At 52.9% G+C, this 22,138-nt stretch carries 25 protein-coding genes and 1 pseudogene; 24 read left to right on the top strand and 2 right to left on the bottom strand.

Translation table 11 applies throughout. The features are described from left to right. Nucleotides 1-13: 13 nt before the first annotated feature. The gene (locus tag J4772_RS25900; RefSeq protein WP_209071996.1) at nt 14-1,180 is read right to left on the bottom strand and encodes a metal ABC transporter substrate-binding protein; all 1,167 of its coding nucleotides are present in this window, start codon (nt 1,178-1,180) and stop codon (nt 14-16) included. Then, on the bottom strand, nt 1,164-1,559 hold the full coding sequence (locus J4772_RS25905; RefSeq protein WP_371822751.1) for a metal ABC transporter permease: 396 nt from the start codon (nt 1,557-1,559) through the stop codon (nt 1,164-1,166). The genes J4772_RS25900 and J4772_RS25905 overlap by 17 nt, the downstream gene beginning before the upstream one ends. Before the next feature lie 64 nt (nt 1,560-1,623). Between J4772_RS25905 and J4772_RS25910 the strand changes: the two are divergent. From J4772_RS25910 to J4772_RS26020, 24 genes and pseudogenes are all read left to right on the top strand, one after another. Continuing rightward, nucleotides 1,624-2,145, top strand: a pseudogene (locus J4772_RS25910) (sulfite exporter TauE/SafE family protein); the annotation flags it as partial. Between the two features lie 19 nt (nt 2,146-2,164). Next, on the top strand, nt 2,165-2,485 hold the full coding sequence (locus J4772_RS25915; RefSeq protein WP_209071998.1) for a rhodanese-like domain-containing protein: 321 nt from the start codon (nt 2,165-2,167) through the stop codon (nt 2,483-2,485). A gap of 33 nt (nt 2,486-2,518) precedes the next feature. Further along, nucleotides 2,519-3,103: a sulfurtransferase TusA family protein gene (locus tag J4772_RS25920; RefSeq protein ID WP_209077436.1), complete on the top strand. Its 585-nt coding sequence runs from the start codon at nt 2,519-2,521 to the stop codon at nt 3,101-3,103. Between the two features lie 35 nt (nt 3,104-3,138). Further along, nucleotides 3,139-3,363 (top strand): sulfurtransferase TusA family protein, encoded by a 225-nt coding sequence (locus J4772_RS25925; protein ID WP_209071999.1) that lies wholly within the window; start codon nt 3,139-3,141, stop codon nt 3,361-3,363. A 7-nt stretch (nt 3,364-3,370) separates the two neighbouring features. Beyond that, a complete protein-coding gene (locus J4772_RS25930) occupies nt 3,371-3,856 on the top strand; it encodes a DsrE/DsrF/DrsH-like family protein (RefSeq protein ID WP_209072000.1) in 486 nt (161 codons plus the stop codon). 75 nt (nt 3,857-3,931) lie between these two features. Continuing rightward, nucleotides 3,932-4,174: a metal-sensitive transcriptional regulator gene (locus J4772_RS25935; RefSeq protein WP_209077438.1), complete on the top strand. Its 243-nt coding sequence runs from the start codon at nt 3,932-3,934 to the stop codon at nt 4,172-4,174. A gap of 10 nt (nt 4,175-4,184) precedes the next feature. Then, nucleotides 4,185-4,556, top strand: coding sequence for a rhodanese-like domain-containing protein (locus tag J4772_RS25940; protein ID WP_209072001.1), 372 nt, complete (start codon nt 4,185-4,187; stop codon nt 4,554-4,556). A gap of 61 nt (nt 4,557-4,617) precedes the next feature. After that, nucleotides 4,618-4,749 (top strand): hypothetical protein, encoded by a 132-nt coding sequence (locus J4772_RS37365; protein WP_256442649.1) that lies wholly within the window; start codon nt 4,618-4,620, stop codon nt 4,747-4,749. A gap of 189 nt (nt 4,750-4,938) precedes the next feature. Beyond that, nucleotides 4,939-6,246 carry an ABC transporter substrate-binding protein gene (locus J4772_RS25945; protein WP_209072002.1) on the top strand — a complete coding sequence of 436 codons (1,308 nt, stop codon included), beginning with the start codon at nt 4,939-4,941 and terminating at the stop codon, nt 6,244-6,246. A 174-nt stretch (nt 6,247-6,420) separates the two neighbouring features. Beyond that, complete coding sequence (locus tag J4772_RS25950; RefSeq protein WP_371822752.1) at nt 6,421-7,314, top strand: carbohydrate ABC transporter permease; 894 nt, start codon at nt 6,421-6,423, stop codon at nt 7,312-7,314. Then, nucleotides 7,314-8,156 (top strand): carbohydrate ABC transporter permease, encoded by an 843-nt coding sequence (locus tag J4772_RS25955; protein ID WP_204606256.1) that lies wholly within the window; start codon nt 7,314-7,316, stop codon nt 8,154-8,156. Before J4772_RS25950 ends, J4772_RS25955 begins: the two co-directional genes overlap by 1 nt. 36 nt (nt 8,157-8,192) lie before the next feature. Next, the gene (locus J4772_RS25960) at nt 8,193-9,140 is read left to right on the top strand and encodes a sugar kinase (protein ID WP_256442650.1); all 948 of its coding nucleotides are present in this window, start codon (nt 8,193-8,195) and stop codon (nt 9,138-9,140) included. A gap of 13 nt (nt 9,141-9,153) precedes the next feature. Next, nucleotides 9,154-9,786: a 3-hexulose-6-phosphate synthase gene (gene hxlA / locus J4772_RS25965; protein WP_209072003.1), complete on the top strand. Its 633-nt coding sequence runs from the start codon at nt 9,154-9,156 to the stop codon at nt 9,784-9,786. Next, the gene (gene hxlB, locus J4772_RS25970; protein WP_204606258.1) at nt 9,783-10,337 is read left to right on the top strand and encodes a 6-phospho-3-hexuloisomerase; all 555 of its coding nucleotides are present in this window, start codon (nt 9,783-9,785) and stop codon (nt 10,335-10,337) included. Before hxlA ends, hxlB begins: the two co-directional genes overlap by 4 nt. A 17-nt stretch (nt 10,338-10,354) precedes the next feature. Further along, nucleotides 10,355-11,995 (top strand): hypothetical protein, encoded by a 1,641-nt coding sequence (locus tag J4772_RS25975; protein WP_209072004.1) that lies wholly within the window; start codon nt 10,355-10,357, stop codon nt 11,993-11,995. A 49-nt stretch (nt 11,996-12,044) separates the two neighbouring features. After that, nucleotides 12,045-13,127, top strand: coding sequence for a LacI family DNA-binding transcriptional regulator (locus tag J4772_RS25980; protein WP_209072005.1), 1,083 nt, complete (start codon nt 12,045-12,047; stop codon nt 13,125-13,127). A gap of 220 nt (nt 13,128-13,347) precedes the next feature. Beyond that, complete coding sequence (locus tag J4772_RS25985; protein ID WP_209072006.1) at nt 13,348-13,695, top strand: DUF5060 domain-containing protein; 348 nt, start codon at nt 13,348-13,350, stop codon at nt 13,693-13,695. Between the two features lie 50 nt (nt 13,696-13,745). After that, nucleotides 13,746-14,381 carry a hypothetical protein gene (locus J4772_RS25990; protein WP_209072007.1) on the top strand — a complete coding sequence of 212 codons (636 nt, stop codon included), beginning with the start codon at nt 13,746-13,748 and terminating at the stop codon, nt 14,379-14,381. Between the two features lie 343 nt (nt 14,382-14,724). After that, complete coding sequence (locus J4772_RS25995; protein ID WP_209072008.1) at nt 14,725-16,485, top strand: sensor histidine kinase; 1,761 nt, start codon at nt 14,725-14,727, stop codon at nt 16,483-16,485. Further along, a complete protein-coding gene (locus tag J4772_RS26000) occupies nt 16,457-18,106 on the top strand; it encodes a response regulator transcription factor (protein WP_209072009.1) in 1,650 nt (549 codons plus the stop codon). The genes J4772_RS25995 and J4772_RS26000 overlap by 29 nt, the downstream gene beginning before the upstream one ends. A gap of 137 nt (nt 18,107-18,243) precedes the next feature. Continuing rightward, complete coding sequence (locus J4772_RS26005; protein WP_209072010.1) at nt 18,244-20,004, top strand: extracellular solute-binding protein; 1,761 nt, start codon at nt 18,244-18,246, stop codon at nt 20,002-20,004. A 70-nt stretch (nt 20,005-20,074) separates the two neighbouring features. Continuing rightward, nucleotides 20,075-20,971 carry an ABC transporter permease gene (locus J4772_RS26010; RefSeq protein WP_209072011.1) on the top strand — a complete coding sequence of 299 codons (897 nt, stop codon included), beginning with the start codon at nt 20,075-20,077 and terminating at the stop codon, nt 20,969-20,971. A gap of 18 nt (nt 20,972-20,989) precedes the next feature. Further along, nucleotides 20,990-21,880: a carbohydrate ABC transporter permease gene (locus J4772_RS26015; RefSeq protein ID WP_209072012.1), complete on the top strand. Its 891-nt coding sequence runs from the start codon at nt 20,990-20,992 to the stop codon at nt 21,878-21,880. A gap of 31 nt (nt 21,881-21,911) precedes the next feature. Then, nucleotides 21,912-22,061, top strand: a complete 150-nt coding sequence (locus J4772_RS26020) for a glycoside hydrolase family 99-like domain-containing protein (protein WP_256442741.1) — start codon at nt 21,912-21,914, stop codon at nt 22,059-22,061. The last annotated feature ends 77 nt before the right edge of the window (nt 22,062-22,138 follow it).

Genomic DNA, 22,138 nt, shown 5'->3' on the forward strand with positions numbered 1-22,138 from the left:
TCCGTACAATATTTTAATTCTTCAACGACTTGGCCAGCGCAGTAAGGTTGTTGGACATAATCCCGAGATAGTCCAGTCCGGCTGCAATATCCTCCTCGGTCAAGCCTTCGAGCGGATTCAGCACATCCGTCGCTGCGCCGATCTCGTCCGCAATCGCTTGAGCGACCTTCGGATCGACTAACGTCTCGAAGAAAATCGTCTTCACCCCATGCTCTTTCGCCAGCTCCACCACCTTCGCCATCTGCTCGGGAGAAGGCTCCTGCTCCGGCGACAGTCCCGAGATCGGAATCTGCGTCAGCCCGTACGCCTTCGCCAAATACCCGAATGCCGCGTGCTGCGTTACAAACTCCTTCCTTGTCGCGCCGCTCAGCTCATCCTTGAATTTCCGGTCGAGCTCTTGAAGCTTGGCTATGTAAGCCTCCGCGTTCTCCCGGTATTTGTCCTTATGCTCAGGGTCGGCCTGCTCCAGCGCCGCCTGGATGTTGCGCACCTGCTGCTGGGCAAGAGTCGGATCCAGCCATACGTGAGGGTCCAATTCATGGCTGTGCTCATGTTCCTCGTGCTCGGCAGTTTCCGACTCGCCTTCGTGTGCGTGCTCATCTTCGTGCTCGTGTTCCTCGGCCTGGACAGCCTCGCCTTCGTGTGTGTGTTCATCCTCATGAGCATGCTCGTCCTCGTGAGCGACTTCATCCCCGTGCTCATGGTCGTGTTCATCCTCTTCGTGACCATGCTCGTGCCCATGATCGTGCGATCCTTCGATCAAATCGATTCCTTCGATCGCCTTCACGTCGATTCGCTTGTCGTTCTTGACGCTCTCGAGCGTCTTCTCCGCCCAGCCCTCCACGATACCGTTGTAGACGAAGACGTCCGCCTCTTGAATCGACGCCGCATCCTTAGGAGTCGGCTCCCAATCGTGCGGCTCGGTTCCGGACGGGATCAAGCTAACGACATCCGCATACTCCCCGGCCACTTGTCTGGCAAACTCGGCCATCGGATAGAAAGAAGCGACGATTTGCAATTTATTTGGGTTCGACGAACCGCTGTTTGCCGTCGCTTCACTGGCCGTCGTTCCGCCCGCTTGGCTCCCGCTCGCCGAGTTATTTTCCTTCGATTGTCCACATCCCGCGACCAACAGTGCAGCGATCGCGATTCCAGCCATACCTTTATACCAACTTTTCATTCCGTGAAATCCTCCTTGATTTTCCTCGTAAAACTGATATTTTAATCGCAGCCTTCTTTAGCGCAATTCCGGCGCCCAGAATAACAAGCAGCGTCAACGCTATCGTTCCTCCCGGGGGCGTGCTCAGCTCGTAAGAAGCGGATAACCCCGTGAATACTCCGCCTACGCCGACCAGCATCGCCAGCCCAACTGCCGCGTTAAAGCTCGGCGCAACTCGAATCGCCAGAGCGGCGGGAAGCACAATCAGCGACGATACGAGCAGCACGCCAACGATCGGCATCGCCGCGGCGACGATCATTCCGGTCATCGTACTGAACAGGAGCGATACGAGACGGACCGGAATGCCTCTCACCTGCGCCGTCTCTTCATCGAAGGCCATTAAGTAGAGCGCCTTCCGGCAAAGGTAGAAAAATGCGCTCGTGGCCGTCCGACAGACGGAGATCGGCTTAATTGCGGCGGTTGCGGTCGTGGGCGGGTACGGTTCGAAGTTCCTTCCGGATAGTGCCATAAATATAACCTACGCGGTCATGGCTTTGGTCGCTGCAGTGATGATGTTTTTGCCGAAGAAAGGTGTCGAGAACGGAGATTACGCTAGGCTTTCGTTCAATCGAGGGCTGGCCTCCGTCTCTGCCGCGGCGGTCGGTATCTTGTCCGGGATCGTGGGTGCGGCAGGCGCCTTCATCACCGTCCCGATTATGCTTGTTTTGCTCCAAATCCCGACTCGGGTTGCGATTGCGTCTTCATTGGCGATTACGTTTATCTCCTCCATCGGGACGACGGCCGGCAAAGTCATGGGAGGGCATATGCTTTGGCTCCCTGCGGCCGTCATGGTCATCGCCAGCATTATCGCTTCTCCGATTGGCGCGAAAGCCGGAAAGAAGATGAACGTAAAGGTGCTCCAATGGATCCTCGCCGCCCTGATAACGGCAACCGTGATAAAAATTTGGTTCGATATTTTAACCTAACTAAGGGAGTGTATGCGAAATGGCGGGAAAATACACGAAAAACATGCTGCCGCAGGAAGTGAAAGATCGGTTTGCAAAGGGAGAAAAGCTAAACATAATCGATGTGCGCGAGCCGGAAGAATGGGAATCGGGTCACATCCCGAACGCGAAGCATCTCCCACTCGGTTCGATCGGGGAGCGACAGGGCGAGCTGGATCGTTCGCAGCCTTACGTCGTTGTATGTCGCAGCGGAAATCGCAGCGGATTGGCTTGCGAACTGCTGGAAGAACTGGGTTACGATGTTACGAATATGCCCGGGGGCATGTCCCAATGGGGGGGCGAAGTCGCCTATGGGGTCTAAAACGCAGGAGAGGGGGGACGAGAGATGACGTCGATGATTCAGACGAATCGAACGTTAGACTGCGAAGGCTTGGCTTGTCCGATGCCGGTTGTGAGGACGAAGAAGGCCATCGATGAAATGAATGCCGGCGAAGTGCTAGAAGTACGAGCGACGGATAAAGGGTCGGTGGCCGATTTGCAAAGCTGGGCGAACCGGATAGGTCACCAATATATCGGGTTGAAGGAAGAGGGCGGCATCTTCCACCACTTCCTGCGGAAGTCCGCGGAAAATGAGATAAAACTCGAAACGAGACATCCGAACATCATCAGCAACGAAGAACTGAACCGGAAACTGGCGGTCGGCGGGAATTTTAAAGTACTGGACGTCCGGGAACCGGCAGAGTATAGCTTTAACCGTATTCCAGGAGCAATGTCGATTCCTATGGGCGAACTGGAGGGAAAGCTCGATTTGCTTTCGAAAGATGAGGAGTATTTGGTGGTTTGCAGAACGGGCACCCGGAGCGATGTTGCCTGCCAACTGCTTTCCGCACGGGGGTACTCTAAAGTAACGAATGTAGTACCGGGCATGTCCGTGTGGGAGGGACCCGTGGAGCGCGACGAACAACCAACAGGAAGATGACGGTCGAACATGACCTATAAGGGAGGATAAATAAGATGGCAGATATCGTGATCGACGCAAAAGGGTTGGCGTGCCCGATGCCGATCGTCAAAGCAAAGAAGGGGATCGATTCGATCCTAAGTGGGCAAACGATGGAGCTTTATACGACGGATAAAGGGGCCATGAACGACTTCAAAGTCTGGGTGAACCAGTCGAACCATGAATTATTGGAAGCCAATGAAGAAAACGGAGTTTTCAAGTTCGTCGTGAAGAAGAGGTAAGGAGGATATGGGAGTGGCTGAGAAGGAAAAATCGACAATCGTTTTATTCAGCGGAGAATTGGACAAAGCCATAGCGGCATTCATCATCGCGAATGGTGCGGCGGCTTACGACCACGAGGTGACGATCTTCTTTACGTTCTGGGGATTGAACACGCTCCGGAAGGACCAGCAGGTACCCGTGAAGAAAGGCTTCCTTGAGAAGATGTTCGGTAGGATAATGCCCCGAGGCGCAGATAAGCTGGGGCTGTCTAAGATGAATTTTGCCGGGATGGGTCCGAAGATGATCAAGCAAGTAATGAAAAAACATAACGCGTTAACTCTACCGCAGTTGATCGAGCTCGCGCAGGAGCAAGGCGTTAAGTTGGTAGCATGCACGATGACGATGGACTTGTTAGGACTTCAGAAGGAAGAGTTGCTCGACGAGATTGAGTATGCCGGCGTTGCGGCTTATTTAGGGGATGCGGCAGAAGCGAAAGTGAACTTATTCATTTGATAACTGTCTCCCCGATGTGGTAATAATATACCTATACAGGTACCGGGGGGATGTAACGTGAAGTACGATGACGATATGAAGCGACGCTTACGTCGTGCAGAGGGACAAGTTCGAGGCGTTCTGAAGATGATGGAGGAGCAGAAGAACTGCAAAGACGTCGTAAGCCAGCTTTCCGCAATACGCAGTGCCGTTGACAAAACGATTGCGCTTGTGGTCGCAGTGAATTTGGAACAATGTATACTTGACGAGCAGGAGCAGGGCGGAGACACCAACAAGGTTGTCCAGGAAGCCGTACAATTGTTAATGAAAAGCAGGTAGGTGAAAGAACGTGGATTCCGCACTATATATTCTACTATCGTTAATTGTTCTATGGCTGTTTTACAGAAAGTTCACTCCGGTAAAAGGGTTGCGTACCTTAACTCCGGAGCAGTTTCAAAGCGAGTCCAAGGGGAACAGAGTGATTGATGTTCGGGAGATCCATGAATATAAGCGCGGCCACATCAAGGGAGCTGAGAATGTCCCTTTGAGCCAGTTGCAGCAGCGCTTGGGGGACATCCCTAAGGAGAGTACGGTATTTCTATACTGTCAAAGCGGGATGCGGAGCAAGCAAGCCGCAAAGCTGCTGGGACGTAACGGTTATACCGGTACGGTACATCTTCGAGGCGGTATGATGTCTTGGAGCGGTCCGACCGAAAAATAAGCAGGGGCATCTATTATGAGCGGCATACTACCCGTGAGTCAAATTACGGGGAGGGCCGCTCATGTTTCATTTTATGGTTCAGATGCTGGAGCACGGCCATAACGTAGCAGCCAGCGGAGCGCATGCCGCCGCGCTCGCGTTAAATGCGGGCCCGGCGCGGTCTCGCAAGGGCTTCCCGGTGCGTTCGATATAGAAGCAAAAATAGGCTTGTCAAAAGCGAAGACATCCACTATGATATGGATAAACCGATTTAGTAAATCGGTTTATGAAACTGGTTTTACAGAATTAAAGCGTTTCTTCATAAGCGAAAAACAAGGGGGACAGACTAGGAATTGATTGTAAACGCTTGCTGCTTTATCTACTTAAGGGAGGCATAATCAACATGAAATCATGGAAATTGCTAATTGTGGCTTTGGTCGTTGCCGTGGTTACGGCTTGCGGGAACGGCAATAACAAGGAAAGCGGTCAACCGGCCAGCAATGGCAACAATACAGAAAACGCCGGCAAAGCCGTCGAAATCGTTATGCTCAATTCCAAAGGCCAGATTCACGAAGCTCTTGAGAATGCCGCACAGGCCTTCATGAATGAAAACTCTAATATCAAGGTGAATATTCTGACCGTGCCAAGCGGACAGTCTCCGTTCGAGAGAGCTTCCGTCCTGTATTCGTCCGGAACGCCAGCTACTCTGAATATGCTGGATGCCGGAGACATCGCAAAATTCAAGGACAAGGCGTTGGATCTATCGGGCGAAAAATGGGTGAAGGATTTGGCCGCGCCTAACGAGCTTGACGGCGCTACCCTTGCATTCCCGTTCGCGGTGGAAGGATACGGTCTCGTTTACAATAAAGCCGTCGTAGAGAAAGCGTTCGGAGGAGCTTTCGATCCGGCATCGGTCAAAACCTTAGCCGATCTGGAGTCGCTGTTCCAAACGATCGAAAAGTCGGGAATCTCGCCTATTCTGGTCGGCGGCATGCCATGGTCGTTAGGGAACCACTTCCTTCCGTTATCCTATGCCGCGCAAGAGGGCGGAGACGTAGCCGCATTCCTCGCCTCTCTGAAGGCAGGGGAAGCGAATCTCGCAGACAACGCAAGCTTCAACGGTTTGATGGATACCTTCGATCTGATGAAGGCTTATAACTCCGGCAAAAAGGATCCGCTCTCGGTCACGGCTGAAAATATCGCTGCCGCTGTAGCGAACGGCACCTCGGCGTTCACATTCAACGGAAACTGGATGATCAGCCAGCTTCTCGAAGTCAATCCCGATGGGGAATATGCGTTCCTGCCTGTTCCCATCGATAATGCAATCAATGCTAAATCCGCAGGAGCTATCGCCGTAGGCGCAACCAAGCAAATCTTCATCGACAAGAGCGAGAGCACGCCGGAGCAGCAAGCGGCTGCCAAGCAATTCCTGGAGTGGTTTGTCTACAATGAGACCGGACAGGATTTCCTGGTGAACAAGATGGGGATTATCCCTGCCACTTCGAATAACCCGCTTGAGCCGTCCGACTCGCTTGGGAAGTCGATCAAGTCTTATATGGACAGCGGCTTGACAGTATCGTTCGGAGCCAACTATGTGCCGGGCGATCACTCGAAGGTTATTGGGGCTTCGATGCAAAAGTATCTGGCGAACAGCACGGATCGCGCAGGCCTGGCTAAAGAAATCGAGGCGTTCTGGAAGGGCAAGGAGTAACGCCGGACCAAAGAATGTGGCGGAGGCGGAGTCACCTCCGCCACATTCTTTATTAACTATCAGAAAGTATAAGATGCAGACCTCCTTTATACTCATCTGATAGCGCGATACAAAACGTCTGTCGCCTTACTAAAGGCCGGCGAAGCCGTTTTTACTTGATGAGGAAGAACTGGAGTGATCGTGTTGAATGCGAAGAAGAATTTGATCAGAAATACGGGGAGGCAACTCTTTTATACCGGCCCGGCGATTAGTATATTTGCGGCTGTCATGATTGTTCCTTTTGTATACGGGATTTATCTCACGTTCTTCAAGTGGGACGGCATTGCGTCGGAGATGCCCTTCGTCGGTATGGCTAATTACCTGGATGTATTTCGCGACGAGGCCTTCTGGAAGTCCATGGCGCTAACCCTTAGATATGTAGTGGTATCGGTTCTCCTTATTAATGGAATCGGATTTATGCTCTCCTATTTGTTGGTCACATGGATGAAGCGGCAAAATTTCCTTCGGGCCTCCTTTTTTGCTCCGAGCTTGATCGGCGGGCTGGTGCTCGGTTTCTTATGGCAGTTTATTTTTCACAATTTCTTCGTGAAGATTGGGGATCAATTCGGCTGGGAGCTGTTCAGCAAATCCTGGCTAGGCAATGAAAAAATGGCTTTCTGGGCTCTTGTTGTGGTTACGGTATGGCACTATGCGGGTTACATGATGGTCATCTTCATTGCCGGATTAATGAATGTGCCTAAAGATATTATGGAAGCGGCGACCATCGATGGGGCTGGAAAGTGGAAGCAATTGCTGCGCATGATTCTGCCGCTGATGGTACCTTCCTTTATCGTGACGATCTTCTTGTCGCTGCAGCGCAGCTTTATGGTCTACGATCTCAACTTTGCGTTAACCGAAGGCGGACCTTACGGAAGCACGGTCATGACCTCGATGCATGTGTTTGACAAGGCGTTCCGCAGCTATAACTACGGGCTGGGCCAGGCAGAGGCGTTCGTCCTGTTCCTGATCGTCGCGATCATTACGATTACGCAGGTGTATTTCAGCAAGAAAATGGAGGTCGAACACTAGTGCCTATCACGTTATGGATTCGGAAGCTCCCGGTATATGTGATCGTACTGCTGGCCTTTCTTCTGTTTGTGTTTCCTTTTGCGCTGCTGCTGTTGAATGCGTTCAAGTCCAATGCGGAGATTATCGAATCGCCCATGAGCTTCCCGACGACATTCCATTTCGAAAATTTCAAACTGGCCATTGATCAGATGAATTACTTCGGCAGTTTATTAAATACAGTGTTCATTACGTTGACCAGCGTGCTCATCATTTTACTGTTCTCGTCTATGACGGCCCATTATTTTGTGCGCAACCGCACCAGGTTCAACAACGGCATGTTTTTGTTGATGGTGTCGTCCATGATCATTCCCTTTCAGGCGATCATGATCCCGCTCGTCAGCGTGTACGGGAAGATGCTGGGCTGGATTAGCGGAGCGCCGCATCCAACGCTGATCTTTATGTATATCGGGTTCGGCACGCCGCTGGCCGTGTTTATTTATCATGGCTTTATCAAAAGCGTTCCGCTGGAGCTGGAGCAAGCTTCGCTTATCGATGGCTGCAACGGCAGGCAGACCTTCTTCAAAATCGTCCTTCCGATCGTGCTGCCAACGTCGGTGACCATTGGCATTCTGCATGTCCTATGGATCTGGAACGACTTCCTGCTGCCGTTGATCGTGCTGCAGAATGCGGGCAAGGCCTATCTGACCCTGCCGCTTGCCATTCAGGTGTTCAAAGATATCTACTCCACGGATTATTCCAAGTTCCTGCCCGGCATCCTGCTGACCATAATGCCGGTGCTTATCATTTATCTATTCGTACAGCGGTTCATTATCCAGGGAGTAACGCAAGGAGCGGTTAAATAGCAACGGTGACTATACCTACAGAAAAGAGAGATTGCCTTGAAGAAGGATTTGGATGTCATTACGATAGGTGACGGAATGGTAACCATGAATCCCCGCAGCAAGGGACCGTTGCGTCATGTCAACGAATTCGAGCGCAAGGTGGGAGGGGCGGAGCTGAATCTGGCGATCGGCTGCGCCAGATTGGGGCTCAGAACCGGCTGGATCAGCCGTCTTGGCAATGATGAGTTTGGCAAATACGTCTACCATTATGCCCGGGGAGAAGGCATTGATGTCACCCAGGTTGAATTGCTGGAGTCCTACGCCACATCCGTCAATTTCAAGGAAATTCGTGAAGACGGAAGCGGTCGGACCTTCTATTATAGAGCCGATTCGCCGACGTTAACGATGTCGGAGTCGGACATTCACGCCGAATATATTAAACGCTCTCGGGTATTGCATATTACGGGGGTGTTCTCCGCGATTCGCAAGGACGATATGTCCGTCATCAGGAGAGCTATTCACTTAGCCAAAGAGCATGATGTTCTGGTGTCCTTCGATCCGAACATTCGCTTGAGGCTATGGTCGAAGGAGGAGGCCAGGGCGGCGCTCACTGCTCTGCTGCCCGATGTCGACATCCTGCTGACCGGAGAAGAAGAAGCGGCCCTGCTGCTGGGAACCGGCGATCTCGACGAAATGCTGGTTGAATTCAGGAAGTACGGCATTTCCCGCATCGCGATCAAGCAGGGAGAAAGAGGATGCACGGTAGCTTCACGGCAGGAGGTCATCCGCATGCCGGCTGTGCAAGTTCCTCAAGTTGTGGATACGGTCGGGGCCGGGGATGGCTTTAATGCCGGATTTCTGCTGGGCCACTTGAGGGATTGGCCGTTAGAGCGAATAGCCGCATTCGCCAATAAAGTCGGGTCCATGGTTGTGAGCGTGTCCGGAGACAACGAAGGCCTTCCTTATTATGAGGAAGTGGAAGCAAGCGAAATATTGGAACGATAGGCGGTGATGCTCCGTGAAGCTGCAGGTGGCGTTGGATCGATTGACGGAGGAAGAATGTCTGCTGGTATTGAACGAGATTGGCGATCTGGCAGAGTGGATTGAAGTTGGAACGGGCGTCATCAAGCAATACGGCATGGCTATTGTAACGAGGATAAAGAAGGATTGGCCCGATGCGGTTCTTGTGGCCGATATGAAAACCTGCGACGCCGGGAAAAGCGAATCCAGCCAGGCTTTTTTGGCAGGAGCGGATGTGACGACGGTCATGGCCTTCGCGGACGACAGGACCATCACAGAGGCGTTGCGCATAGCCGGGCAGCAAGGCAAGCAAGTTATGATTGATTTATTGGGAGTGGTCGACGTCCAACGAATCGACCGTCTCTATGAGCTTGGGGCAAGGCTGTTCTCGGTGCACCGCGGCAAGGACATGCAGGAGCAATCCGGGCAGGCTGCTGCGGATGTTCCTTTTATGGAGCATCTTCGTGCGCTGCCCGATGCCCGCTTCTCCTATGCGGGAGGCGTCAACGAGCACACGATAGCGCGGCTTCTTCCCTATCGGCCCGATGTGCTGATTGTGGGCGGCGCCATCACGGGCGCAACGGATCGAAGAGCGGCCGCGCAACGGATACGGGGGGAAATGACAGGATGAAAGCATTGTTTACGGGCATTCTGGAGGAAATTACGGGCGTATTGCGTAACGTCGACGAAGAGAAGTGTCTGGCCTTCGCGGAGAGAATTCGCCATGCCAAGCGGATCTTCATAGCGGGAGAAGGCCGATCGGGCTTAATGGGCAAGGCGTTCGCCATGCGGCTAATGCATGCCGATTATCCGGCTTTTGTCGTTGGCGAGACGATTACCCCCAATGTCGAACAGGGAGATATGCTGCTTGCGATCTCGGGCTCGGGCACGACGGGCAGCATACAGCTGTATGTCGGCCAGGCCAAGCGGGCAGGGGCTGACGTTGTGCTGATCACCACGAATGAGGCCTCGCAGCTGGCCGAAAGCAGCGACTTTGTGCTGCGCCTGCCCGCGGCGACGAAACGGCGTCTGGCAGACGAACCGGAGACCATTCAGCCGCTCGGCAATCAGTTCGACCAAAGCCTGCATCTGCTGCTTGATGCGGTAATGATTCATATCGTGCGGGCGTCGGCCTTGGACCCGCAGGAGCTGATGGCCAGACGGCATACGAACTTGCAATAGAAGGAGCGTGACGCAGAATGAAGCTATACAATCATGTGGAGCTGCCTCCGCAATGGCCGCCGCGCATCGCCGAGACGACACTGGATCAGCCCCCTTCCAAGGAGCACCGAAAGCAATGGCCGGATGTCGTGAATATCGCCCTGGGCAGGCAGCTGTTCGTAGACGATTTTCTTATTGAGACGACTGATTTGAACCGGGTCTTCCATCAGCCGACGCTTGCGGAGCAGCCGGTCTTCGTTCCGCAAACCCCGTTGGAAATGGATGGCGGGAATATTCCCTGCGCCTGTCCGTTCAATGACGGCATCTTCTATGATGACGAGGACGGCAAGTTCAAGATGTGGTATCAGGCAGGCTGGTTTGACGGCGTGGCGTATGCGGAAAGCGATGACGGGATTCATTGGACAAGACTGACGGAGATCGATGCGACTCGCGCGAACGATCGGGTCATTCCGAAGGAGCCAGGCGCGCTGCGCGACGGAGCGGCGGTGTGGATTGATTATCACGCTGCCGAGCCGGACGAGAGGTACAAAATGATGGTCTTCTTCCGCAAGTTCGGCGAGGACCCAGTAACGTATCTGACCATGCCCAAGCACTTCCATGATGTCCCCGGCTCCATCCCCCCGAAGGAGATGATCAAGCTGTACAAGTCGGCTAATGGCATCGATTGGGCGGAGGCCGGCGAGACGGGAATGGCCGGGGATAATTCGACCTTCTTCTACAATCCGTTTACGCGGAAGTGGGTGTTCAGCTTAAGAACGTTCTCGGCCTTGGACAGCCGCGTTCGAACCCGAGGATATTACGAGACGGACGATTTCTTCCACGGGACGCAGTGGAAGGCCGAGGATATTCGTTACTGGGCCCGGACGGATATCTACGACAGACCCGATCCCGAGCTTGGCTATTATACGCAGCTGTACAATTTGGACGCTACGCCGTATGAGAGCCTTATGCTTGGCGTGTACACCGTCTTCCTCGGCCCGCCGAACACGGTCTGCGAACGAACCGGAAGCCCGAAGATCACGGATCTCAAGCTTGCTTTCAGCCGCGACGGGTTTCACTGGGAGCGTCCGACCTATGAGCCTTTTATCGCCTCCTCCAAGGCGGCGGGACGCTGGGACAATGGCTATGCGCATTCCCCCAACGGGGTATGTCTGGTCGTGGGGGACGAGCTGTATATGTATGTTTCCATGTTCTCCGGAGTTTCCCCCAAGCTGGGCGTCCATGAATATGCGGGAGGCTCTCTGGGCCTTGCGAAGCTGCGGAGAGACGGCTTCTCCTCCTTGACGGATGACGGTCAAGGCGGAAGCGTGACGACGAAGAAGCTGATTTTCTCGGGCGATCGTCTGTTCGTCAATGCGGATGCCGCGCAAGGAACGCTTTACGCCGAGGTGCTGGACGAAGCGGGAGAGGTTATTCCCGGCTTCTCCAAGGATCAATGCGAGCCGATCGGAGTGGACAGCACCTGCGTACAGATCCGCTGGATTGAAGGAAATCTGGAAGCGGTGGCGAATCGTACAATAAAGCTGCGTTTCTATCTGGAGCGGGCATCCTTATATGCGTTCTGGATAACGGCTGACGAGGAAGGGCGCAGCGGCGGCTATATGGCGGCGGGCGGCCCGGGCTTTCATAAAGGCCAGGATGTCCGAAGGAACGGTTAGTTCGACATTTTTGATGCAAGCATGAAATATCGGTTTAGGTGGGGAAGTCATGGCAAAAGGGAAAAGAGCGACTTTGTCTGATGTGGCCAAGTCTTCGAACGTCTCCAAAAGCACCGTGTCGCAGTACTTGAATCATCGCTACGAGTATATGTCTGCCGAGACCAAGGCCAGAATTGAAGCTGCGATTGACGAGCTGGGCTATCAGCCCAATATTCTGGCCAGAAGTCTCAAGCAAAAAACAACGGCAACGATCGGCGTGATCGTGGCCAATCTTCTCCATCGTTTCTCGACGGAAGTGACCCGCGCTATCGAGGATTACTGCCACAACCATGACTATCACGTAATTATTTGCAATACGGACGAGGATCCGTCCAAGGAAAAGAAGTACGTGGAGATGCTCATCGCCAAGCAGGTCGACGGCCTGATCATCGTTCCGACATGCAATAACATGGAGCTGTATCAGCGGTTCGTAGACGATCATTATCCGGTTGTTTTTCTCGATCGCAAAATGAAAGGACTTCCTCTCCCTACCGTCGTCATGGATAACATCGGTTCCTCCTATATCTGTACGTCGCATCTGATTGCCCACGGTCATGAAAGGATTGCCATCATGACGCCGCCTCGCCATATCAGCTCGCGCGCAGAGCGTATCGAGGGCTACGAGGCCGCGCTGCGCGATCACGGCATTCCGATTCGCCCGGAGTACATCAAGAGCACGCGTATCGACGAAGCGATACCGGAGCTGGCGCGGATGCTGACCCTGGAGAATCGTCCGACTGCATTGCTCGCGGGCAACGACTTGATTCTGATGGAAGTCCTGAGCTATATGATGGAGAATGGGATTCGGTTTCCCGAGGATATTGCGCTGGTGCTGATCGATGATGTCAATTTCACCGATTTTCTTCCTTCGCCGTTAACCACGTTCGAGCATCCTGTCGGGCGCATGGGCCGGAAAGCGGCGGAAATGCTGCTTGACCAAATCAAATCGGGGCAGACGACGGCTTCGCCCGATTCTCAGCTTGTTGTTTTCAAGGGAAGTCTGCATGTGCGGAAGTCGTGCGGCGGGCCGTTGCCGGAGCCTCTGGCATTGGACATGCGGGGGGGGAGAAGAGAATGGAACGGACCCGAATGAACGGCAGGCGGACGAGATCCAATTGTAAGGCAAGGTGAAAATTTCACGCTTCGAGTGGAAGGGTATTAAAAAAGAGCTACAGCTTCCAACTATCGGGAGACGATAGTATAAAGACACCAGGCTACCGACAACTGATCGGTAGCTTGTAGTTTTTAAACTAACAACCAATCCCTCTTCGAGAAATGATTCGGATAGTAACCATTTTGAAGGGGGGAAACAGATGAGGAATTTCGTTCGGGGTAAGTGGTCGATGGTGGCGGTTCTAACCGGGCAATCTTCCAGGGCGCACGCCGAAACCTATTCGGGTCAAACTTGGAAAATGGTCGAGATTCCGCTGACCAGCTCCAAAAGCTATACGAACTCCTATACGAACTTTGATGTAAACGCTACCTTTAGCGGTCTTGAAGGCGTTACAATGACGATGCCCGGCTTTTGGGACGGCGGTAGCACTTGGCTAAGCCTGATAGTAAGATCTCGTTTTATTTTCATGTGTCGGAAAAGCTTACTCAAAATGAGGCCGCTGTCGCCCGTGCTGCTCATGCGCTTGATCATTTGGACGAGTTGGTGAACAAAGCTTGGGTACATCTATAAGATATTATTCAAGGAGGAGTGGAGCCAATGACCGATTTTACAGCCATCCGCAGCCTATTTCATATCACGGAACCTTGCGGTCTCGAAGAGAAGGAACTGCAACCGTGGATCAACCGATATGGAAGTATACCTGAAGTGCTGAAGGATTATTATCTGGAATTGGGCGCTCATCCGCAACTGAATGGTTCCCAGGATTTTTTGATTCAGCCCAAGGATTTTCATAAATATGTGCATAACGATTATTTGATTTTTTATACCGAGAATCAGGGTGCTTGCCTTTGGGGCATACGCCGGGAGGATGCGGCCTCGCCCAATCCCCCTGTGTACGAGAACTATGGAGAAGAAGAGTGGTACCCGACGAGCAAGTCCTTGATGGAATTTTTGCTTGCGATGGCCCATTTGCAAGCCGTGTTTTCGATGGAGCTCAGCAATGAGGAATACTGGCCAATCGATGAACAGGTTGTTGAAGAAATTAAGAGGATGTATCCATCCAAGCAAGCGGATTCGGACTTGTATACGGGCGTTCAGTTTTTTGGCCAAGCGGGCGAAGTGATTGTGGTCATGAACAATAGTGAAGGATATCTACTGATGTTCTCGGCGGAAGATGAACAGCGATTTGATGCGTTGCATGAGACCTTGCTGCGGTTGGCGGATGATCTTTGAATGGTTCAGGACTCAAGCTTGCCTAAAGGCGCACCTCTTAGAATGGACATCGGAACCCCTCCCAGGGCAATCCGATGAATTCTAAAGGGTGCGCCTCTATTGCGTTGACAGACCGATTCTGGAGCGGGAGACAACAAATCTGACGATTATGAACTAAATCCTTGGTACAAAGAAACAGGTATGACGCGTTGTTCGACGGAACTGAAGAAGATGAGGTATTTCTAAATTATGCCTTGCCGGCAGCGACAGTAAACGTTAAAGGGGAGCATTTTCATGCATTGAGCCTTTCCCATAACCGTGATAATGTTGTAGGCACAATTGTAAAAGAAGGAGCCGTGGGCTTATGGAATGGATGTTGGCGCGAATTAATACTTACTCCAAGCTCGTGTTGGCGTTTCTGTTCGTCGTTGTGCCGTTTTTCGTGCTGAGCCTGAAAATCAACGAATTTGGCTCCAACAATGTGAACAGGGAAATTACGCTGTCGATGCAATCCAAAATTCGCTTCTACAACGAGCTAATGGCGGACGACTTCGGTAGAATCATCAACTGGATGAAAGCGTTCTCCAGCCATAACGAGCTAGACTTGCTGAGCAACCAAAGCGAAATTCTCAGCGCGAACGAAAAACGCGAGACGATTCTGAAAGTGCAGAAAGAGCTTGAGATCCTACAAAGCACAAGCCAATTCGTTAAAAATGTAAGCGTGCACATCCCCTCTCTCGAACGTACGATCTCCTCTATTAACTTATTCGGCGACATTCCCGAGGACGAATTTCATGTACTGAACACGCCGACCAACTTGTTCGAAGCGCCTTTCGTCTACTGGAACGGCCGACTGTTCATCAGCCTGTCCTTTCCGATTATGGTCAATAATACATCGCCGGAATTCGTGCTTGGCGTCGAAATTTCGATCGACAAATTGACGAGCATGTTCGACCAATTTGCGATCAACCCTCACGGAGGTACTCTGCTGGTCGATAACAAGCGGCAGTGGACGATCGCCAACAAGCCGAACATCGACGTGCTGGAGCCGATGATCCGGGACATCGTGGAGAAAGAAGGCGAGACGAACGGCATTCGGCAGATGAACTGGAACGGCCAATCGTATATGGTCTCTTTTGCGGTATCTCAAGCTCTCGGCACGACATTGGTCACGTACGAACCGGAAGAAGAAGTGTTCGGCTCCGTTCACCGGTTTCGCGAATGGCTGTGGGTGCTCATCGGCCTGGCGGTTATCGTCATAGCGCTCGTATCGTTTTTTCTTTACCGGGTCATCCACAAGCCGATGAATCAGCTCGTCCGGGCATTTCGCCGCGTGGAGCGCGGCGATATGAATATCTCGGCGGTTTACAACCGTCATGATGAATTTCACTATCTGTTCGCCCAATTCAACAATATGGTCAGACGGCTGCGGGAAATGATCGTCGAAGTGTACGAGCAGAAATACCGGGCACAGCATGCCGAGATCAAACAGCTTCAGTCGCAAATCAACCCGCACTTCTTTTACAACAGCCTGTTCATTCTGTACCGGCTCTCGAAAAAGACGGGCGACGAGGTGCTTATCCGCTTCTCGAAATATTTGGGCGATTATTTCGAATTCGTCACCCGCAACACGCGGACTGAAGTCAGTCTGCGGGAAGAAGTGCAGCATGCGCTCAACTATGTAGAAATCCAGTCTATCCGCTTCGCGCACCAAATCAAAGCCGTTTTTGACGAACTTCCGGTCGACTATCAGGCGATTCAAGTACCGCGGATCGTTCTGCAGCCGATTATCGAGAATGCGTATAAGTACGCGCTCGAAGAAAAAGAAGACGAAGGCCGGCTGGCCGTTCGGTTCGACGAGGAGCCCGACGGGCTGATGATTTCGGTCGAAGACAACGGCGAAGCTATGGACGAGGCGCGAGCGCAGGAACTGAATAGACTGCTAGATTCGCCGGATCCTATGGAGGAAACTACCGGTATGATCAACGTTCATCGCCGGCTGAAGTACCGATACGGGGAAAAGTACGGCTTGTCGCTGTCCGTCGGCGAGCTTGGAGGGTTAAAGGTATCGATTCAAATTCCGAGGGGGGACGACCATGTATCGGATTCTTATCGTGGACAATGAGCCGATCATTGTGAATGGTCTATATCACTTGTTTCTGGAAGTCGGGCATCTGGAGCTAGATGTACACCGCGCATACTCTTCGGCGCAAGCATTGAAATTGCTGGAGAAGCACAAGATCGATATCGCTTTCCTCGATATCCATATGCCCGGGATGAACGGATTGGATTTGCAAAAAAAGATGCAGGAACGCTGGCGCAAATGCAAAGTGGTCTTCCTGACCGGATTCAACGACTTCTCTTATGTGCAATCCGCGCTCAGACATGGCGTCGTCGACTTCGTACTGAAAACGGAAGGCGACGAGAAAATATTGGAATCGCTGGACAAAGCCGTCGAACAGCTCATTCACGAGTCGACCGATCGACGGCATATCGAGCAGGCGAAGCGAATGACGGAACAAGCGAGGCCGATGCTGCAAAAAGAATTTGTGCTCGATTTGCTATATGGGGAAAGGGCATTCAGCGAAACGCTCCAATCGCGCTTTCTGGAGTTGGACTTTCCGCTGTCGATTCGCCATCCCGTCAATTTGACGCTCGGGAGAGTAGACGAATGGCCGGAAGACATGAGCGGCTCCGACAAAACGCTGCTGCTGTATTCGATTCAGAACATCGCGCAGGAGCACCTGCACGAGATGCACTTATTTTATCTGGCATACAGCCACACGCATTTCATTTGGCTGATGCAGCCTAAGGCGGTTCGGGATGGGGCAGAACCGAATGCGGAGGCCTGGCGTTCCGCGATCGCGATGGCAAGCGGCATGCTGGATTCGATTCAAGCGACGTGCAAGCAGTTGTTGAAGCTTCCGATTTCGTTGGCAACGCTTGGCACGACGACCCTATGGAATTCGGTCGCGTATGACTTTGGCGTCTTGCGCCAGGAGATGGGAAGCGGACTCGGTCTCGGACAGGAAGTCATTTTGTCGGAGGCGGCGTTCCATCCGGGAGCGGAAGCGGAGCCGAGTCAGCCGGATACTAGAATTTACGGAAAAAACATGCGTCTGCTGGAGTCTTATTTGGAGTCGGGCAACGCCGCGGAATTTGCCGTTCTAAGCGCGGAGATGCTGGAGAACGCGTCCGGATCGGTTGTCCGTTACCCTCACTACTTGGAGACCTATCTTAGTATCGCCGCGTTGCTGCTGCAGCAATGGAACAAGCGCGGTATTACTGGCGCGCTGCCGGACAAGCGAATGCTGGACAAGCTGGCTCATATTAGCGAGCATGCGACCTGGAGGGCCGCCGCAGAGCACTTTGCCGCGTTGGCGGGGCTGATGTCCCAAAGCATGCGCGAGGATCAAAGGGGCCGTTCGGATGCGGTGGTCGACAAACTGCATCGCTATATATCGGAGCATCTTCATTCGGATCTGTCCCTGAACAAGCTGTCTGAGGTCGTCTATTTGAATCCGGCCTATCTGTCCAGGCTGTATAAGCAGACGCAGGGACTCGGTTTGGCTGATTACATCTCGGATCGTCGAATCGAGAAAGCGCTGGAGCTGCTGCGAGGTACTTCGCTGCTGGTTCAGCAGATCGCCGAACAAGTGGGGCTGGAGCCCGGTTATTTTATCAAGATGTTCAAAAAAACAATGAAAATGACCCCGCAAGAGTTTCGCGAATCGCTCCTAAGATGACGTTTCGTATCTTCGGCGCCAAAATAGTAGATAGAAGACGGTCGAAGTAGAAAGCGTACCATTTATCCTCCTAAAATGCGATTTTATAATGAAATAGCAAGGCAGGCCTGCTGATGAATGAGGGGGAGGACTTCAGAATGGACGGAAAGATTAGGAAAAGGGCGATCATGCTGCTGCTCATCGCGATGACAGTGTTGGCGGCGGCATGCTCCAAAAAAGAGGCGGCGGACCCGTCGCCTTCGGCTTCGGAAAGCGTGGCTCCGTCGGCATCGTCAGTCGCGGAAAGCCCAACGGCGGGAGAAGAGGCCGACCCGTTCGGCAAATACGATCCGCCGATTACGCTGTCTACGGTCAAAATTTTGTGCGATTGCAGCAAGTTCGCTCCCGGCGAAACAGCGGACAAAAACATCTGGATCGACGGGTACTTGAAAGATCTAGGGATCGACATGAAAGTCAAATGGAGCGTCGTGGGCAACCAGCCGGGAGGAGCGGGCGAGCAGAAGCTGAACGTCTCTATCGCGTCCGGCGATCTTCCGGATATTATTCCCGTCGGCGCCAAGCAGTTGAAGCAGCTTGTAGACGCGGGACTGGCTGAAGATTTAAGCGGTCTGCTCGAGAAGTACGGGTCTCCGCAGCTGAAAAAGTTCATGAACGACAACGGCGGACTGGCGCTCAAGACGGCCACGTTCGACGGCAAGCTGCTGGCGCTGCCCGATCCGGCGGCGAGTATCGACGTCGCCGCGTTAATCTGGGTGCGCAAAGATTGGCTGGATAAGCTCGGCTTGCCCGAGCCGAAGACGATGGCCGACGTGCTGTCGATTGCCGACGCATTCACGAACAAGGACCCTGACGGCAACGGAAAAAAGGATACGTTCGGACTCGGCCTTACGAAGGATTTGTACGGAACGGGACTCTACGATTTGACCGGCTTCTTCGAGGGATATCACGCGTACAACACCTGGATTAAAGACGAATCCGGCAAGCTGGTGTACGGCGCCACGCAGCCTAACATGAAGACGGCTCTAGGCAAGCTGCAGGAGATGTTCAAAGCCGGACAGATCGACCCGGAGTTCGGCGTCAAAGACAACACGAAAGTGAATGAGTCGGTCGTCTCCGGCAAAATCGGCATGGAGTTTGGCGCGCATTGGAACGCTTTCTATCCATTCCCGGACGCTTACAAACAAGATCCGACAGCCGATTGGCGGCCTTATCCGATCGTATCGGCGGACGCGAATCCGGCGGTGCCTTCGGTTGGACTCGGCATCAACAAGGAACAAATCGACCAAGCCTACTTCGTGTTTAAGAAAGGTTCTCCGCATCCTGAAGCGCTGATTAAGCTGGCGAATTATTATGTCGACAAGGAATACGGATTCGAGACGGGCGGGTACGACACGCAATTCCATCAGCCCATCGACAAGGACGGCAACAATCCCGACGGCTATTCCAGATGGCCGCTTGCAGCCGTCATTGTGGCCGATCCGAACCAGAACATCAATATTTACCGCGGCGTAAAAGCGATCATGGAGAACAATGACCAGAGCGCGATGAAGAACGACAGCGCGGCGGGGAACTACAAGCTGGTGGCCGACTTTATGGCCACCAAGAATCCGGCCTCTTACGCGAATGCGCTGTGGGCTGCTCCGGATAATTCCGGGCTGAGCATCCTCCAATACTATTTGGACAACAACCTGACGACAAGCAACCAGTTCTACGGGTCGGATACGCCGACGATGGTTCAGAAAAAAGCGACGCTCGAGAAGCTGCAACTGGAACGATTTACAAAAATCATTATGGGCGGCTCGCTCGATATGTTCGACCAGTTCGTCAGCGATTGGAAGAAGCTCGGCGGAGACGCGATTACGCAGGAAGTAAACGACTGGCTTGCGGCGCAACACTGAACTGAAATCGCATAACGGCGAACGGGGAGGCGCGACTTCCCCGTTCGTCCGACAGGAAGAAGGTTAACCCATGTTTCGCAGAATAAATAGGACGCTGCCGCTGCACCTGATGCTGCTTCCCGGCCTCGCGCTTATTCTCGTTTACAGCTACGGTCCGATGACAGGGTTGTGGATTGCTTTCGAAAATTATGTGCCGAGCAAGGGCATTTTTCATTCCCCGTTCGTCGGATTGGACAATTTCAAGTACGTCTGGGATATGCCCGATACCGCGCAGGTATTGATCAATACGGTCGTGATCGCCTTGTTCAAAATCGTGCTCAGCCTCGTGTTTCCGATTTTGCTGGCGCTGCTGCTGAACGAAGTGCGAATTAAGTTCGTTAAGCGCGGCGTACAGACATTGATTTATGTACCTTACTTTTTCTCCTGGGTGCTGCTTAGCGGCATTCTGATCGACATTCTTTCTCCGTCGGAAGGCATCGTCAACAAGCTGATCCAGTCGGTTGGGATGAAACCAGTCTTTTTCCTCGGCGACCCGGCCTGGTTCCGCTTTACGATCGTCGTATCGGATTTGTGGAAAGAGAGCGGTTTTCATACGATCGTGTTTTTGGCCGCGATTACTAGCGTGGACCCGACATTGTACGAGGCGTCCATCATCGACGGGGCAAACCGGTGGAAGCAGACGCGCCACGTCACGCTTCCGGCGATGATGCCGATCATCGTGCTGGTGGCGACGCTTAGCTTGGGCAATGTGCTGAACGCGGGTTTTGACCAAATTTTTAATCTGTACAGCCCTCAGGTCTATTCAACGGGCGACATTATCGATACGATGGTTTACCGAATTGGGATGATCGACACGCAATACGGGGTGGCGACGGCGGTCGGGCTTTTCAAGTCGCTCGTGTCCTGCCTGTTTATCGGCATTTCCTATTTCCTGGCCTACCGGCTTGTCAACTATCGAATTTTCTAGAACAGAGGGGGCAAGAGGATGCCCGGAGATAAATCGCTTGGCCGCTATACGTTTAACGCCTTCAATTATGCATTTCTGCTCGGGTTCGCGTTACTGTGCATTTTTCCCGTCATTAACACATGGGCGATGTCGCTCAGCAACAAGTCGGCGGCGGCTGCCGGGGTGGTAGGCTTCTGGCCGGTCGACTTCACGTTCGACTCCTACCGGTTCGTGTTCATTCGGCGACAGTTTTTCGAAGCGTTCTTCATTTCGGTGGAACGGGTGGCGCTGGGGGCTGCGGTGAACTTGCTGCTGACCGTTCTTATCGCATATCCACTGTCCAAGGGAACGTCCGAGTTTAAAAGCCGTACGCTTTACGCCTGGATTTTCGTAACGACGATTTTGCTGAACGGCGGTCTTATCCCGTGGTACATGACGATCAAGGAGACGGGCTTGCTCGATTCCATTTGGGCGCTCATTCTCCCGGGGGCCGTACCGGTATTTAACTGCATTCTGCTGCTGAACTTTTTTCGCGGCTTGCCCAAAGCTCTGGAAGAGGCGGCTTTTATCGACGGAGCGAACCATTGGACGACGATGTGGCGCATTTTCGTGCCGCTGTCCAAGCCCGCATTGGCCACGATTGCCCTGTTCACGATTGTCGGCCATTGGAACTCGTGGTTCGACGGCCTCATTCTGATGAACTCGCCCAATCATTATCCGCTGCAGAGCTATTTGCAGACCGTCGTCGTAAACCCGACTTCCGCGTTTTCCACGATCGATCCGGCGCAGGTGAAATTTTTGTCGGAAATTTCCGACCGGACGGTCAAAGCGGCGCAAATTTTTATGGCTTCGGTGCCGATGCTGCTGCTATATCCGTTTCTGCAAAAATATTTTATGGCCGGCATTGTGCTCGGCAGCGTCAAGGAATAAGCGGCTGCGATCCGCGGGAATGAGAGGAATGTTGCTTGCCGAGAAGAAATGCCGCGAAGGGTTGAACATTGTGACGATCAACGCATGGAACGAATGGACGGAGGGCAGTTATTTGGAGCCGGATACCCATTACGGCTTCGGTTATTTGGAGGCCATCCGGAACGTATTCGGCAAGTCGTGAATGTCGCCGTGCCTCCCGCATTATTTACGATTACGAGAGTAAATTCAGTGGGGGGCGCGGTTCAAAGACAAGCAAAT

It is taken from the genome of Cohnella sp. LGH (genome assembly GCF_017671885.1).
In the GTDB taxonomy this organism is placed as follows: Bacteria; Bacillota; Bacilli; order Paenibacillales; family Paenibacillaceae; genus Cohnella; species Cohnella phaseoli.

What these genes read in the sequence shown, in the direction of transcription:
- J4772_RS25900 (WP_209071996.1), bottom strand. Translation starts at nt 1,180, where the DNA reads ATGAAAAGTTGGTATAAAGGTATGGCTGGAATCGCGATCGCTGCACTG.
- J4772_RS25930 (WP_209072000.1), top strand. Translation starts at nt 3,371, where the DNA reads ATGGGAGTGGCTGAGAAGGAAAAATCGACAATCGTTTTATTCAGCGGA.
- J4772_RS26015 (WP_209072012.1), top strand. Translation starts at nt 20,990, where the DNA reads ATGCCCGGAGATAAATCGCTTGGCCGCTATACGTTTAACGCCTTCAAT.
- J4772_RS25915 (WP_209071998.1), top strand. Translation starts at nt 2,165, where the DNA reads ATGGCGGGAAAATACACGAAAAACATGCTGCCGCAGGAAGTGAAAGAT.
- J4772_RS25925 (WP_209071999.1), top strand. Translation starts at nt 3,139, where the DNA reads ATGGCAGATATCGTGATCGACGCAAAAGGGTTGGCGTGCCCGATGCCG.
- J4772_RS25985 (WP_209072006.1), top strand. Translation starts at nt 13,348, where the DNA reads ATGAGGAATTTCGTTCGGGGTAAGTGGTCGATGGTGGCGGTTCTAACC.
- J4772_RS26000 (WP_209072009.1), top strand. Translation starts at nt 16,457, where the DNA reads ATGTATCGGATTCTTATCGTGGACAATGAGCCGATCATTGTGAATGGT.
- J4772_RS25920 (WP_209077436.1), top strand. Translation starts at nt 2,519, where the DNA reads ATGATTCAGACGAATCGAACGTTAGACTGCGAAGGCTTGGCTTGTCCG.
- J4772_RS25980 (WP_209072005.1), top strand. Translation starts at nt 12,045, where the DNA reads ATGGCAAAAGGGAAAAGAGCGACTTTGTCTGATGTGGCCAAGTCTTCG.
- J4772_RS25905 (WP_371822751.1), bottom strand. Translation starts at nt 1,559, where the DNA reads ATGGCCTTCGATGAAGAGACGGCGCAGGTGAGAGGCATTCCGGTCCGT.
- J4772_RS25990 (WP_209072007.1), top strand. Translation starts at nt 13,746, where the DNA reads ATGACCGATTTTACAGCCATCCGCAGCCTATTTCATATCACGGAACCT.
- J4772_RS25975 (WP_209072004.1), top strand. Translation starts at nt 10,355, where the DNA reads ATGAAGCTATACAATCATGTGGAGCTGCCTCCGCAATGGCCGCCGCGC.
- J4772_RS25945 (WP_209072002.1), top strand. Translation starts at nt 4,939, where the DNA reads ATGAAATCATGGAAATTGCTAATTGTGGCTTTGGTCGTTGCCGTGGTT.
- hxlB (WP_204606258.1), top strand. Translation starts at nt 9,783, where the DNA reads ATGAAAGCATTGTTTACGGGCATTCTGGAGGAAATTACGGGCGTATTG.
- J4772_RS26005 (WP_209072010.1), top strand. Translation starts at nt 18,244, where the DNA reads ATGGACGGAAAGATTAGGAAAAGGGCGATCATGCTGCTGCTCATCGCG.
- J4772_RS26010 (WP_209072011.1), top strand. Translation starts at nt 20,075, where the DNA reads ATGTTTCGCAGAATAAATAGGACGCTGCCGCTGCACCTGATGCTGCTT.
- J4772_RS25935 (WP_209077438.1), top strand. Translation starts at nt 3,932, where the DNA reads ATGAAGCGACGCTTACGTCGTGCAGAGGGACAAGTTCGAGGCGTTCTG.
- J4772_RS37365 (WP_256442649.1), top strand. Translation starts at nt 4,618, where the DNA reads ATGTTTCATTTTATGGTTCAGATGCTGGAGCACGGCCATAACGTAGCA.
- J4772_RS25995 (WP_209072008.1), top strand. Translation starts at nt 14,725, where the DNA reads ATGGAATGGATGTTGGCGCGAATTAATACTTACTCCAAGCTCGTGTTG.